We start from the raw sequence: 12,940 nt of genomic DNA on the forward strand, positions 1-12,940 counted from the left end.
AAAGCCCGTCAGGGAATAATTTTCCCACCTTTATTTAAATCTTTGTGTTCCCCTGTTACCATATAGATAACCCATTCCGCGATATTGGTTGCGTGGTCTCCCATGCGTTCCACATATTTAATAATGAACAATAAATCCGCGTCACGCATGACATGGGACGAATTCTGCGCAATGGACGTGCAAACTTCCAATACAATTTTCCCAAACAGAGCGTCCACTTCGTCATCGGCTTGGCAAATTTCTCTGGCCCGCTCCACATCTTGGCTTAGGAAAACATCCATCGCTCCAGAAAACATATTATCCACTTTTTCCAGTGTGGCAACGATATGGCTAAGCGGCAAGCTTTGGCTGTCCGACAACCCCTCGGCAGCAACCATTTCACAGATGTCCGCACACTGGTCCGCTTCCCGCTCCATATCCGTCAGGATTTTTAAACTGCCGGCAATGGTGCGCAGGTCACTGGCAATCGGCTGCTGACTGACAATTAGGTTCAGGCAAAGCTTCTCGTTTTCATTTTCCATATGGTCAATGCTGCCGTCACTTCCTGCAATCTGCCGGGCAAGTTCGGTATCCCCGGTACGAAGCACACGGATAGTAGACACAATCCGTTCGTGAATGGCATCTCCCATTTCGGTAATTCTCTGTGTAAGCTGTTCCAGCTCCTGGTCAAAATGTTTTCTGGGCAACTTGACTGCCTCCCTTATCATAGCATACTGACTGCATTCTGTCCAAATCTCCGCCCGGTCTTTGTCAGCCGAAACGGCCTGTAATATAGCGCTCGGTGCGTGCGTCTGTGGGGTTATTAAACATAGCGGTTGTATTTGTGTATTCCACCAAATGCCCCATCAGAAAAAATGCTGTATTGTCCGCAATGCGGGCCGCCTGCTGCATATTATGTGTCACAATAACGACCGTATACTTTTTGCGCAGGTCGTCCATCAGGTCCTCTATCTTCAGTGTAGAGATTGGGTCCAGCGCACTGGTGGGTTCATCCATCAATAGAATTTCTGGCTGCACAGCCAGCGCCCGTGCAATGCACAGCCGCTGTTGCTGCCCGCCGGACATACCCAGCGCGCTTTTTTTCAGCCGGTCTTTTACTTCGTCCCACAGGGCCGCTGCCTTTAGGCTGGTTTCCACAATCTCGTCCAGTTTTGCCTTGTTCTTAGTACCGTGAATGCGTGGTCCATAGGCAATATTATCATAAATGCTCATGGGAAAGGGGTTGGCTTTTTGAAAGACCATGCCTGCCCGTTTGCGCAGCAGGGTTACATCCATATCCGGTGCATAAATGTCCTGTCCGTCTATTGTAATGGAGCCGGTAATGCGGCAGCCAGGGACCAAATCATTCATACGGTTCAGCGTTTTCAGGCAAGTGGACTTGCCGCATCCAGAAGGCCCGATAAAAGCCGTAATGCGGTTTGATGCAATCCGCATAGTTAGATTTTTCAGCGCGTGCAGGGAATCCTGTGCACTTTCATAGTACAGGTTAAGATTTTCAATGCCGACTTTGACGTGGTCGATACCGGAAAGTTCCCCATAAACCGTTTTGTCCTCTTCCCCATCTGCCAGCTGTGCAGCAGTTTTTTCCTGCTGCGTTGTCTGCGGAGCGGCCGCTGTGCGGATACTGCTGCTCCATGTCATTTCTCCGTTATTCATACGCAACCTCCCTATTTTTCGGTTCATGACTCGGTACCGGTTGCTTTCCGGTCCAAATGGCGGTTAAGCAGACGTGCCAGCAGGCTGAAAAGCAGCACCAACAGGATAAGAATGGCGGAACTGAAGTTGGCAATCTGCGTCGCATTGGCGGCAATCGATTCCGTTCGGGAAGCCCATACCTGCAAAGCCAGCGTTTCACCGGGGCGGAATGGGTTGAGCGCACAGGTTGGCGAGGCCAAATTCCAGTTGCTCCAGTTGATGTCGGTACTCATACCCGCCGTGTACAGCAACGCTGCCGCTTCCCCAAATCCGCGGCCGGCGGCCAAAATGACGCCGGTCATAATGCGCGGGACACAGGCCGGCAGCAGCATTTTGGTAATGGACTGCCAGTGTGTTGCGCCCAGCGCCAGGCTTCCCTCTTTATACTCCTGTGGCAGTGCACGAAAAGCGTCTGCTGTTGTTGTGGTAATCAGCGGCAGACACAAAAGGGAAACAGCCAGCGCACCGGCAAACAGGTTCCACTGGGAATGCGTCATTAAAATGAATACCAGATAGCCGAACAGGCCGATGACAATTGAGGGCAGTGAAGAAAGCGCTTCCACACAAATGCGGACAAAATGTGTTAGTGGGCCGTCCTTCGCGTACTCAGCCAAATAAATACCCGCCAAAATGCCAATTGGGACACTGATAAGCAGTGCTAAAAAGACGAGATAAAGCGTATTAAACAGTTGGTTGCCCACGCCGTCCTCTGTAAAGGAAAGCATCTGCGGTGTTGCATCCCGAAAGCCATTAATCAAAATGTACGCCACAAAAGCGAGCAGCAACAGTAGGAAAAAGCCCGCCACTGCGTAAAACACACCGGTCATGAAGCGGTCCGCTGTGCGGCTGCGTCGGCTTGCTGCCTGTGCTTGTTCTTTATTTTTCATTTTCCCTTTTCCGCCTTTCCCAAAATAAGATGTACCAGAAAAATGAACAGGAGGGAAATCAGCAGCAGCAGCAGTGCCATGGTCCACAATGCTGTGTTATACTCGCCGCCTTCCGCCGCGCCGCCCATATCCGCGGCAATGGCCGCAGTCAGGTTGGTCGTCGGTGAAAAGATATTGACCGGAAAAGCTTTGCGCTGACCAATGACCATGGCCACCGCCAGCGCTTCGCCAAAGGCGCGTGCCAGCCCCAATATAATGCCCGTAAAAATTCCGGACTTAGCCGATGGCAGCACCGTTTTATAAATGGTCTGCCAACGGGTGGCCCCCAAGCCATAGGAAGCCTCCCGGCAGCTGCGCGAAACACCGCGAATGGCATCCGCCGAAACGGTCGTAATAGACGGATATATCATAATTGCCAATACGATTGCCGCCGTGAGTACACCGTATCCCATCTGCAGGTGAAACACACGACGGATAAACGGCACCAGCACACTCATGCCAACCCAGCCGTACACAACGGACGGGATTCCAACAAAGATTTCCGCCGCGGGCTGAAAGACACGTTCCCCAAAGCGCGGGGAAATTTCAGTCATAAACACCGCGGAAGCGATGCTGCCCGGCAGCGCAATGAGCAAAGCCAAGCCGCAGGTCAGCAGTGAGCCGACAATGAAAACCGCCGCACCGACCGAGCCGCCGCCCGTAAAATCATCCGCCGGGTCCCAGTGGGAAGAAAACAGGAATTCCCCCACACTGTGTCCATACTTTGTAAACGTACCCAGCCCTTTGTACGCAAGGAAAATTCCAATGGCGAACGTAATGGCAATCATAAAAATGCCGAAGGCGGTCACCACAATACGGCCGGCGTTGTCCTTCCTGACCTTATGCTTTCCCTTCATTTGCTCTGCATTCCTCTTTTCTCTGCAATGAAAAAAGGCAGCGCACGTCCGCCTTTTTCCGCTGGGTTTCTTTACTTGCTGGATTTGTTTTCTTCCGCGTTGCGGCTGTTGGTAACAGACGATTGTATTTTGGAAGTTACGCCATAGCCAAGTTCCTCCATTTTGCCGCTGTATTCACTGGATACAATATAATTGAGATATGCTTTTACGGCGCCTTTGGCTTCACCCTTTGTGTACATATGCTCGTAGCCCCAAACTGGGTATTTTCCGTTGTAGGTATTTTCTAGTGTCGGTGCCGTCCCGTCAATCGAAATGGTGGAAACACGGTCCTTGTTGTTGCCCACCAGATAGCTGAGCGCAACATAACCGACGGCGCCTTTATTCTCTTCAATGCTTTTCAGCAAAATTCCGGAGTTGTCAGTTTCGAGGGCTGCATTTGAGGCCTCTTCCTTACCCCCCAGCGCATATTTTGCAAACAGTGCGCGGGTTCCGGAGGTCTTTGGACGCGTCATCAGAACAATCGGTTCATCCGGCCCGCCAACTTCTTTCCAGTTCTTTGTCTTTGCCGTGAAAATATCAATTAACTGCTCTTTGGTCAGGTTTTTAACCTTGTCCCCCACGTCCTTGTTGACAATCGTTGCCATGGAAACAACACAAACTTTGTGGTCAACCAGTACAGATGCTCTATCAGATGAAAGCTTGGCCGCGGCGGCAACGTCCGAATTGCCGATATCAACCGAACCGTCGGCAACCTGCTTTAGGCCTGTGCCGGAACCGCCGGCATTCAGTGTAACCGAAACATTCGGATTCTTGGCTTTAAAAGCTTTTGCCGCATTCTGCGCCAGCGGCAGCAGTGCGGAGGAGCCGGAGCCAATCACTGTACCGGAAACAGCACCTGTACCGCTGCCTGTTCCGGAATACGGCGCGGCCGACTGACACCCCGCAAAGAAAACCGCCATACACATGGCTCCTGTTAAAACAGAACCTACTTTTTTTTTCATAACCAAGGCCCTCTTTTCTGTTTGTTTCCTTTTATTCTGCCCTCTGCGTTCGATTTTCATTTTATTTATCCTGTGTAAAATCCATGTTAAATGCGGATTAGATTCAGATTAAGATTGATTTTTTAGTGCTTTGCGGTTACAATAATGAATAGATTGTATAATATCTATAAAAAGTGCTTGCAAATTTTATTTGTTTCTTTTTTTCAGTCACAAAATCATTCGACATGGCGGCATTAGGCCACCAAAAAAGGAGAGGATTTGTAACCATGAAGGATGAACGCTTCCTAAAGCTAATGAGCCGAACCTACCCAACTGCACAGGCCACCGCCGCTGAGATTATTAACCTAAAGGCCATTCTCACCCTACCAAAGGGAACCGAATACTTTTTCAGTGACCTGCACGGGGAAAGCGGTGCGTTCCTATACCAACTGCGCAGCGCCAGCGGTGTTGTCCGCCGGAAAATCAACGACTTATTTGAACAGAGCCTTGGCACCGATGAGCAGGACGAGCTTGCTGCACTCATCTATTACCCGGAATCCGGACTGGAAAAAGCACACCGCCAAAAAGAAAATTATGACGACTGGTCACGCATTACTATTTACCGCCTAGTAGAGCTGTGCAAAGATGCCGGAAGCAAGTACACCCGCAGCAAAGTCCGTAAAAAAATGCCGGAAAACTTTGCCTACATCATAGACGAATTGATGCACGCAAGCGGCAGCAACAAACAGCATTATACCCATGAAATCATTTTTACGATTGTGGAAACCGGCATGGGGGACGATTTCATTATTGCGCTGTGCTACCTGATTCAAAGCATTTTAGTAGACCGCCTACATATTATCGGCGACGTGTTCGACCGCGGCCCACACGCGGACGTGATTATGGATGCCTTAATGGAGCAGCGAGACATCGACATTCAGTGGGGCAACCACGATATGTCCTGGATGGGTGCCGCCTGCGGAAGTCCGGCATTGGTTGCCAACGTGGTGCGCCTCGGCATTAGCTACAACAACTTTGATGTGCTGGAAGACGGCTATGGTATTAACCTGCGCCCGCTGTCCGATTTTGCAGCCCGCATTTATGCCGATGACCCCTGCTCCTGCTTCTCTCCCCACACACTGGATGCAAACGAATATGACCCCGTTGACCTGCCGCTGGCGGCAAAAATGCACAAAGCCATCACGATTATCCAGCTGAAGCTGGAAGAGCAGCTGATTCACCGGCACCCCGAATACCATATGGAAAACCGTCTGCTGCTGGAACGCATTGACTTCACCGCAAATACCACTCGGGTAGATGGTACTACCTATCCGCTGCGGGACACCCTCTTCCCCACTGTAAACCCCAAATCCCCGCTGAAACTGACAGCGGAAGAGCAGGAGCTTATGCACGCACTGGTTTCTTCTTTCAGTCATTCGGAACGCTTGCAGCGGCATATTCGCTTCCTGTTCTCCAACGGCAGCATGTATCTGTCCTGTAACTCAAACCTGCTGTATCATGGCTGCATTCCACTGAAAAAGGACGGTTCCTTTGCCACTGTTTCCATTAACGGCAAAACATACAGCGGCAAGTCCTATTTTGACTACATAGATACGACTGTGCGGCAGATGTTCTTCTCGCCGCATGGCAGCCACGTCCAACAAAACGCCGCCGATTTCGCATGGTACCTGTGGTGCGGTCCGCTTTCTCCTCTGTTCGGAAAGAGCAAGCTGTCCATGTTTGAACGGTATTTTCTGGACGACCCGAAAACACGCGTGGAGGTCATGAATCCTTATTATACCCATCTGGATGACCAAAAAGTCTGTGAAAATATTCTGGAAGAGTTCGGACTGGACCCCGCCACCAGCCATATTATCAACGGCCATGTGCCCGTTCGTCTGAAAGAGGGAGAGTCCCCCATTAAGGCTGGCGGAAAACTCTTTATGATAGACGGCGGCATCAGCAAAGCCTACCAAAATCAGACCGGCATCGGCGGCTATACGTTGGTTTACAACTCACACTATCTAGCACTGGCGCAGCACATGCCGCTGGCTCCTGGCAAACGAATGGAAGAGCAAAGCCCCAAGGTACAGATTGTAGAAGCGGTTAAAAAGCGCGTGACCGTCGGTGACACAGACACCGGCGCCGAACTGCGTCAGCAAATAGCGGAATTGGAAGACCTCCTGGCAGCTTACCGTTCCGGCCAGTGCAAAGAAAAGATTCGCAAATAATTCACGGCCGCTTTATTATAGAAAAAGAGGAAAGGCAAGCCACCGCTTTAGTGGTCTGCCTTTCCTCTTTTGTTGCATTCTTTCTAATCAATCCACAGGACGCTTGTATTCCTGTTCGCAGTAAATGCAGCGGTAGCGGCGTGTTTTTTCGTCACACAGCTGAAAAACCTGGTCAATGCCTTCTTCTATGGTTGTAATACAGCGGGGATTTTTACATTTGATAACATTCTTAATATACTTGGGCAGTGTCGGCGTTTTTTTCTTCGCAATATGTCCGTTTTCAATATAGTTAACGGTTACGTTTGGATCCAAAAAGCCCAGGACGTCCAAATCGACATCTACGTTGCCCTCTATTTTAATAATATCTTTGCGGCCGTACTTGCTGCTGCGCGCATTTTTAATGACAGCAACACAGCAGTCCAGCTTTTCCAGCTGCAGCAGGTCGTAAATACGCATACTGGTGCCGGCCTCGATATGGTCTATGACAATGCCTGTCTGTAAAGAATCAATATTCAGCATGGCAGCTTCACCCCCAGCAGTCTTAAAATCAAAGCCTGGCGCACATAAACACCGTTCTGGACCTGGTCAAAGTAGGCGGCACGCGGGTCGTCATCTACGTCCAGTGAGATTTCATTGACACGCGGCAGCGGGTGCAGAACGTACATATCCGGTTTGGCTGCTTTCATTTTTTCCGCCGTTAGCACATAGCTGTCCTTCAGACGGACATAGTCCTCTTCGTTAAAGAAGCGTTCCTTCTGGACTCGGGTCATATACAGGATATCCAGCTTTGGCAGGACCTCATCCAGACTTCTGACCTCTTGGAATGGAATATTCTGCGGCCGCAGGACTTCGTCAATAATATAGCCGGGTACCCGCAGCTCTTCCGGTGAAATGAGGATAAACCGAATGCCAGAATAGCGTGCCAATGACTTTATCAGGGAATGTACCGTACGGCCAAACTTCAGGTCACCGCACAAACCGATGGTTAAGTCATGCAAGCGGCTTTTTTTGCAGCGAATGGTCATCAGGTCCGTCAGTGTCTGTGTGGGGTGCTGGTGACCACCGTCACCGGCATTGATAACCGGAATTTTGGAAAAGTGTGCGGCTCGGCGGGGTGCACCCTCTTTGGGGTGACGCATAGCACAGATATCCGCGAAGCAGGAAACTACTCGAATGGTGTCTGCTACACTTTCCCCTTTGGTTGCGGAGGAGGTTGAAGCAGAATGAAAGCCCATAACGCTGCCGCCCATGTTCAGCATGGCGGTTTCAAAGCTGAGGCGGGTGCGGGTACTTGGTTCATAGAACAAAGTTGCCAGCTTTTTTCCGTCGCAGGCATGTGCGTACTTCTGGGGATGCGCAGAAATGTCATCTGCAAGGTTCAGCAAATCATCAATTTCAGAAACGGACAGGTCTAACGGGTCGATTAGATGTCTTACCATATTTCCTCCTGTATTTTTGCAGCCTGCCTGCATGAAACAGACTGCGGTGAAAGGGAGCCAGTCATCTGTGTTCCGCTTTCTGGGCATACAAGCTTTCCTGCGGTTTTATTTTTGGCAAAGCGGACGGCAGGCGTTCTTCAGCCATGCCTGTTCCTCCGCTGTCAGATGCGGTGCCAGTGTTTGGTAAACAGTGGCATGGTAGCGGTCGAGATAAGCAATTTCATCACTGGAAAGCAGCTCCGGCAGAATAGCCGTATGGTCTATGGGGAACATGGTCAGCGGGTGGAACGCGTAAAACTGACCGTATTCCGTTTTTTCGTCCATAACAACTTCCAGCGTATTTTCCGTACGAATGCCGAACTTGCCTTCCATATAGATACCCGGTTCATCGGTGATAGTCATGCCGGGAACCAGCGGAATCGCGGACCGGAAGCTGTGCGGGCCTTCATGTACAGCACCCATGTATCCCACGCCGTGGCCGGTGCCGCAGCGATAATCCAGCCCGTGCTTCCACACCTGCACACGGGAAAGAGCGTCCAGCTCATGACCGGTAGTGCCCTGCGGGAATTTGGCGTCTGCCAAATCGATATGGCACTTCAGCACCCATGTAAAGCATTCTTTTTCTTCCTGTGTCAGCGGGCCCATGGCGAATGTACGCGTCACGTCCGTCGTGCCGGTCAGGTACTGTCCGCCGGAATCCACCAGCAGAAAGCTCTTCGGCTGTAGGTCAGAGTGCTGCTCTTTTGTGGGGCCATAGTGCATCATCGCTGCATTCGGGCCGTAGGCCGCAATGGTTTCAAAGCTTTCGCCGCGGTTGTCCGGCTGCTGTGCACGGTACTTGTGGGCAATTTCCGCAGCATCCCATTCGGTCAGTGGCTCCCCCGCTGCCATGCGGCGCTCCAGTTCCATTTTGAAGCGTACCAGTGCAACACCGTCGTAAACATGGCAAATGCGCATATTGGCACATTCTGTCTTGTTTTTCACTGCCTTCAGGTTGGTAATGATGTCCCCGCCGGCCACTAACTTCCGGTCCTTGTTTTCTGCTAAGCAGGTGCAAATATCAAAACTGGTGTTTGCCCGGCTGACCAGCACGGTTCCGGCAGCAGCACCAGCACGCAGGTCCTCTTCCAGCTTGTTGTAGGGACGTACCTCTACGCCGGATTTTGCAAGATAATCCGCGGCTGATGCCTGAATCCGCTTTTTGTCAAGATACAGGTATGCTTTTTCTGTCGTGACCAGTAGGAATGCAATGGCAAAAGGATTATAGTCAACATCTGCGGCACGTAGATTGGTTGCCCACGCAACATCGTCCAGCAGGCTATACAGCTGTGCATCTGCTCCGGCCTTTTTAAGCTCTGCACGAACCTGTGCCAGCTTGTCCGCACAGGTGCAGCCCGAATAGCGGTCCTCCAGCAAGTAAACCGGTGTTTCCGGCAGCGCCGGACGGTCCTCTTTCCACACGTCCGCTACGAGGTCCAAACTGATGAGTTTAGCACCGGTGGTATCCAGTTCCTTCTGTACATTTTCAGCTTCCAGCTCCGAAAAAATGCGGCCGTCCACCGCCACTTTTCCCCCGGGAATTGCCTTTGCAAGATAGGCGCCAACAGTAGGAACACCGGGTTCACGCATACGCATCAGCCGAATCGGTGTGCCCTTCAGCTGTTGGTCCGCCTGAATAAAGAAGCGGCCGTCTGTCCACAAACAGCTCTCCTTTTTCGTAACAACCAGTGTGCCGGCATCTCCGGTAAAACCGGAAAACCACCGCCGAGACTCCCAGTGTGCCGGAATGTATTCACTCATGTGCGGGTCGCTGGTCGGCAAAATTACCGCATCTGCCCCATGCTGTGTCATCTGCTGACGCAGCGCCTCTAATTTTTCAGCAACAGTCATTGTTTCTCCTTTCCCGCGGACGGCTTTTTCTGCGCAGAAAAAAAACTCACCCGAAGAAACCTGCTCTTCGGATGAGCCTTTCCTTTACAAACGGTACTGCCGTACCGCGGTCTTATCTTTTTGATGGGAATAAAGGAATCCAGTCTTTTGGGCAGCACAAAACGGCGCCGCCTGCAGAGCGGGTTTAGAACAGTATACGAGTTTTCTCGCAAGCTGTCAAGTCACCTTTTTGATTTCGTACAAGGCAACGATTACTGCCGCTGCGAAAACGGCACATACGGCCGGTGCTGTGCAACCGATTTGTAGGCCGGACGGATAATTTTGCCGCCGTTAATGCGTTCCTCCAGCAAATGTGCACTCCAGCCCGCGATACGCGCCATGGCAAAGACTGGCGTAAACAGCTCGATAGGCAGGCCCAGCATATAATAAACGAAGCCGGAATAAAAATCGATATTTGCGCTGACGCCTTTGTATGTTTTCCGTTCCTGTCCGATAATTTTGGGTGCCAGCTGCGCCACCATAGCATACAGGTCGTACTCTTTCTGCCTGCCCTTTTCCTCGGACAGTTTTTCAACGAATTTCTGGAAAATGAGGGCGCGCGGGTCACTGATGCTGTATACAGCGTGTCCCATGCCATATATTAGTCCCTTGTGGTCAAAGGCTTCGCCGTGCAGCAGCTTCCGCAGATAACAGCCGACCTCTTCCTCATCGTTCCAGTCATGCACTTTTTCCATCATGTCTGAAAACATCTGCACGACCTTGATATTGGCACCGCCGTGTTTCGGGCCTTTCAGGGAACTGAGCGCCGCCGCAATGACAGAGTAAGAATCTGTACCGGAAGAGGCGACAACGTGTGTTGTAAAGGTAGAGTTGTTGCCGCCGCCGTGCTCAGCGTGCAGCACCAAAGCGAGGTCCAGAATACGTGCCTCCAGCTCACTGTATTTGTTGTCGATACGTAGCATATACAGAATATTTTCCGCCGTGGAAAGGTTATCACGCGGGGTATGAATGAAAAACGGCTGACTGGAGTCCGCATTATGGGCATACGCCTGATAGCCGTAAACCGCCAGCTGCGGGAACAGCGCAATCATCTCAATACACTGACGCAGCGTATTTTCCACACTGGTGTCATTGGCGCGCTCGTCATAGGCATACAGTGTCAGCACACTGCGTGCCAATGTATTCATCATGTCGCAGCTGGGCGCTTTCATAATAATATCCCGCACAAAATTGGTCGGAAGTGTGCGGTATTTGTTCAGCAATCCGCGAAATTCCTCCAGCTGACCGGCTGAAGGCAGCTCACCAAACAGCAGAAGATATGCTGTTTCTTCAAAACCGAAGCGGTTTTCCGTAAGAAAGCCGCGTGTTAGGTCATTGATGGAAATGCCGCGGTAGTATAATTCGCCGGGGATAGGAACCTTTTTGTCGTTTACAATCTTCTTTGCCCGTACCTCACTGATGTCAGTCAGTCCGCAGAGCACGCCTTCCCCATTGATATCACGCAGGCCGCGTTTTACATCGTACTTCATGTAAAGGGAGGGGTCAAGGGCATCATGCTGTACACTTAGCTGTGTCAGTTCTCTAATTTTTGGTGTAATTTCAAAGAAATCACCGGCAGTATTTGTTTTAACCAAGTGGCTCACTCTCTTTCTCAAAAATCCCTTCTGTTTGATGACTGCTTTTTGCTTTACCGCAAAAAATTATAAAATTAGTATAAAGGAAATCAAATACGCCTTTATGTGTGCAATGTAAATTTTTTGTAAACAGGCGGGGCCGTACTTTTCTATGTACGGCATCCCGCTTGTTTTCATATAGGAATTCTGTTATACTATAATTATTTCATTTTATAAAAAATCCCGCCGAAAGGAGGCTCCTTTATGAATTATCAAATCATACACTGCCCTTACTGCGGGCTGGAACTGCATGTGCCGGAAGAAACCGGAAAAATCGTCTGTATGTATTGTGCCAAGCCGATTGACCTTAAGTCCCTGTTTGCTTCCACAACGCTGGAACCAGACGGAGGAATGCGGCTGCAGCATGCCCTCACCGCACTGGAGCCCTCTTTGTTCCGGTTTGAAAAGGAAGAACCCGCTTTTACCAAAAAAGACTATCCCACCTGTTTTGCCGCCTACAGCAGCCGCCTTGGCATTGCCCTGAATGCCCTGCACGGCGGTACAGAGGAAGACTGTGAGTCCTTTGCCCATGCCATAATGTCCCGCATTGCGGACGAGCTGGTAACACGCCATGTCCGTAGCAGCCGCAGCGGTGCTTTTTTTGCTTACCGCATGATGATAACGGTCTATCTGCTGCCCGTACTGCATGACAGTCCGGTACCGGAGGCGTCCCCTGTGCTGGAATCTTTCCTGAAAATATGGAACAGCAGGTATCCTGAAGAACCGCTGAATGCCGTTGGCTTTGATAAAATTAACACTGGTTGGCGCAAGCACGGGTGCTATATTACCACGGCTGTCTGTCACTCCCTGCGCAAGCCGGACAACTGTGACGAACTGCAGACGCTGCGCCGCTTTCGTGACAGCTGGCTTCTGCATCAGCCGGGAGGTCATCTTCTGGTACAGGAATACTACACGTTTGCACCGACGATTGCAGAAGCCATTGATGCTTCCCCCAGCCGCGCACAGACTTACCGTTCCCTTTGGGAACAGGCTATATTCCCCTGTGTGCAGGATGTCCATGCAGGAAGAAACGCTCGCTGCCTGCAGCGCTACACCTGCATGATGCTGCATTTGGAACAAGCCTATCTTTCTTAAATAAAAACAGCAGATATCAAAATGGACCAGGCGGTATTTTCCCCACCTGGTCCATTTTTTATGTTTGCAGCAGCAAACTATTCTATTCTGCCGTCAGTCGTTCTGTCCTAAGCTAATATATACAAATTGCCCCATCGGCAATCGTGTCTGCAAG

General features: G+C 50.7%; 11 protein-coding genes. 2 read left to right on the forward strand and 9 right to left on the reverse strand.

What is annotated here, in order from left to right; all coding sequences use genetic code 11:
* Positions 1–8: 8 nt before the first annotated feature.
* The 5 genes from phoU to GJQ69_RS06810 all read right to left on the reverse strand — a co-directional run bounded on the left by phoU (position 9) and on the right by GJQ69_RS06810 (position 4,479).
* The gene (phoU, locus tag GJQ69_RS06790; protein ID WP_086035403.1) at positions 9–686 is read right to left on the reverse strand and encodes a phosphate signaling complex protein PhoU; all 678 of its coding nucleotides are present in this window, start codon (positions 684–686) and stop codon (positions 9–11) included.
* A 64-nt stretch (positions 687–750) separates the two neighbouring features.
* The gene (gene pstB / locus GJQ69_RS06795; protein ID WP_174193330.1) at positions 751–1,656 is read right to left on the reverse strand and encodes a phosphate ABC transporter ATP-binding protein PstB; all 906 of its coding nucleotides are present in this window, start codon (positions 1,654–1,656) and stop codon (positions 751–753) included.
* A 23-nt stretch (positions 1,657–1,679) separates the two neighbouring features.
* Positions 1,680–2,582 (reverse strand): phosphate ABC transporter permease PstA, encoded by a 903-nt coding sequence (pstA, locus tag GJQ69_RS06800; protein WP_174193332.1) that lies wholly within the window; start codon positions 2,580–2,582, stop codon positions 1,680–1,682.
* Complete coding sequence (gene pstC, locus GJQ69_RS06805) at positions 2,579–3,478, reverse strand: phosphate ABC transporter permease subunit PstC (protein WP_086035401.1); 900 nt, start codon at positions 3,476–3,478, stop codon at positions 2,579–2,581. Before pstC ends, pstA begins: the two co-directional genes overlap by 4 nt.
* 71 nt (positions 3,479–3,549) lie before the next feature.
* Positions 3,550–4,479: a phosphate ABC transporter substrate-binding protein gene (locus GJQ69_RS06810; protein ID WP_174193334.1), complete on the reverse strand. Its 930-nt coding sequence runs from the start codon at positions 4,477–4,479 to the stop codon at positions 3,550–3,552.
* A gap of 266 nt (positions 4,480–4,745) precedes the next feature.
* Between GJQ69_RS06810 and GJQ69_RS06815 the strand changes: the two genes are divergently transcribed.
* Complete coding sequence (locus tag GJQ69_RS06815) at positions 4,746–6,689, forward strand: fructose-1,6-bisphosphatase (RefSeq protein WP_174193336.1); 1,944 nt, start codon at positions 4,746–4,748, stop codon at positions 6,687–6,689.
* 87 nt (positions 6,690–6,776) lie between these two features.
* Here the strand turns inward: GJQ69_RS06815 and GJQ69_RS06820 are convergent, their stop codons facing one another.
* The 4 genes from GJQ69_RS06820 to GJQ69_RS06835 all read right to left on the reverse strand — a co-directional run bounded on the left by GJQ69_RS06820 (position 6,777) and on the right by GJQ69_RS06835 (position 11,652).
* On the reverse strand, positions 6,777–7,208 hold the full coding sequence (locus tag GJQ69_RS06820) for an aspartate carbamoyltransferase regulatory subunit (RefSeq protein ID WP_086035398.1): 432 nt from the start codon (positions 7,206–7,208) through the stop codon (positions 6,777–6,779).
* The gene (pyrB, locus tag GJQ69_RS06825) at positions 7,202–8,128 is read right to left on the reverse strand and encodes an aspartate carbamoyltransferase (protein ID WP_086036822.1); all 927 of its coding nucleotides are present in this window, start codon (positions 8,126–8,128) and stop codon (positions 7,202–7,204) included. Before pyrB ends, GJQ69_RS06820 begins: the two co-directional genes overlap by 7 nt.
* A 105-nt stretch (positions 8,129–8,233) precedes the next feature.
* Entirely contained in the window at positions 8,234–10,018 is a 1,785-nt protein-coding gene (locus GJQ69_RS06830) for an aminopeptidase P family protein (RefSeq protein WP_086035397.1), read from the reverse strand.
* Positions 10,019–10,269: 251 nt separating this feature from the next.
* Entirely contained in the window at positions 10,270–11,652 is a 1,383-nt protein-coding gene (locus GJQ69_RS06835) for a citrate/2-methylcitrate synthase (protein ID WP_086035396.1), read from the reverse strand.
* A 243-nt stretch (positions 11,653–11,895) separates the two neighbouring features.
* Here GJQ69_RS06835 and GJQ69_RS06840 point away from each other — a divergent pair, with 243 nt between their 5' ends.
* Positions 11,896–12,786, forward strand: coding sequence for a CFI-box-CTERM domain-containing protein (locus GJQ69_RS06840; protein ID WP_174193338.1), 891 nt, complete (start codon positions 11,896–11,898; stop codon positions 12,784–12,786).
* Positions 12,787–12,940 lie beyond the last annotated feature (154 nt).

It is taken from the genome of Caproicibacterium lactatifermentans, assembly GCF_013315815.1.
Taxonomy (GTDB): domain Bacteria; phylum Bacillota; class Clostridia; order Oscillospirales; family Acutalibacteraceae; genus Caproicibacterium; species Caproicibacterium lactatifermentans.

Coding starts and splice junctions, on each gene's coding strand:
- pstB (WP_174193330.1), bottom strand. CDS start 1,656: ATGAATAACGGAGAAATGACATGGAGCAGCAGTATCCGCACAGCGGCC.
- GJQ69_RS06840 (WP_174193338.1), top strand. CDS start 11,896: ATGAATTATCAAATCATACACTGCCCTTACTGCGGGCTGGAACTGCAT.
- GJQ69_RS06830 (WP_086035397.1), bottom strand. CDS start 10,018: ATGACTGTTGCTGAAAAATTAGAGGCGCTGCGTCAGCAGATGACACAG.
- pyrB (WP_086036822.1), bottom strand. CDS start 8,128: ATGGTAAGACATCTAATCGACCCGTTAGACCTGTCCGTTTCTGAAATT.
- pstC (WP_086035401.1), bottom strand. CDS start 3,478: ATGAAGGGAAAGCATAAGGTCAGGAAGGACAACGCCGGCCGTATTGTG.
- GJQ69_RS06815 (WP_174193336.1), top strand. CDS start 4,746: ATGAAGGATGAACGCTTCCTAAAGCTAATGAGCCGAACCTACCCAACT.
- pstA (WP_174193332.1), bottom strand. CDS start 2,582: ATGAAAAATAAAGAACAAGCACAGGCAGCAAGCCGACGCAGCCGCACA.
- GJQ69_RS06820 (WP_086035398.1), bottom strand. CDS start 7,208: ATGCTGAATATTGATTCTTTACAGACAGGCATTGTCATAGACCATATC.
- GJQ69_RS06810 (WP_174193334.1), bottom strand. CDS start 4,479: ATGAAAAAAAAAGTAGGTTCTGTTTTAACAGGAGCCATGTGTATGGCG.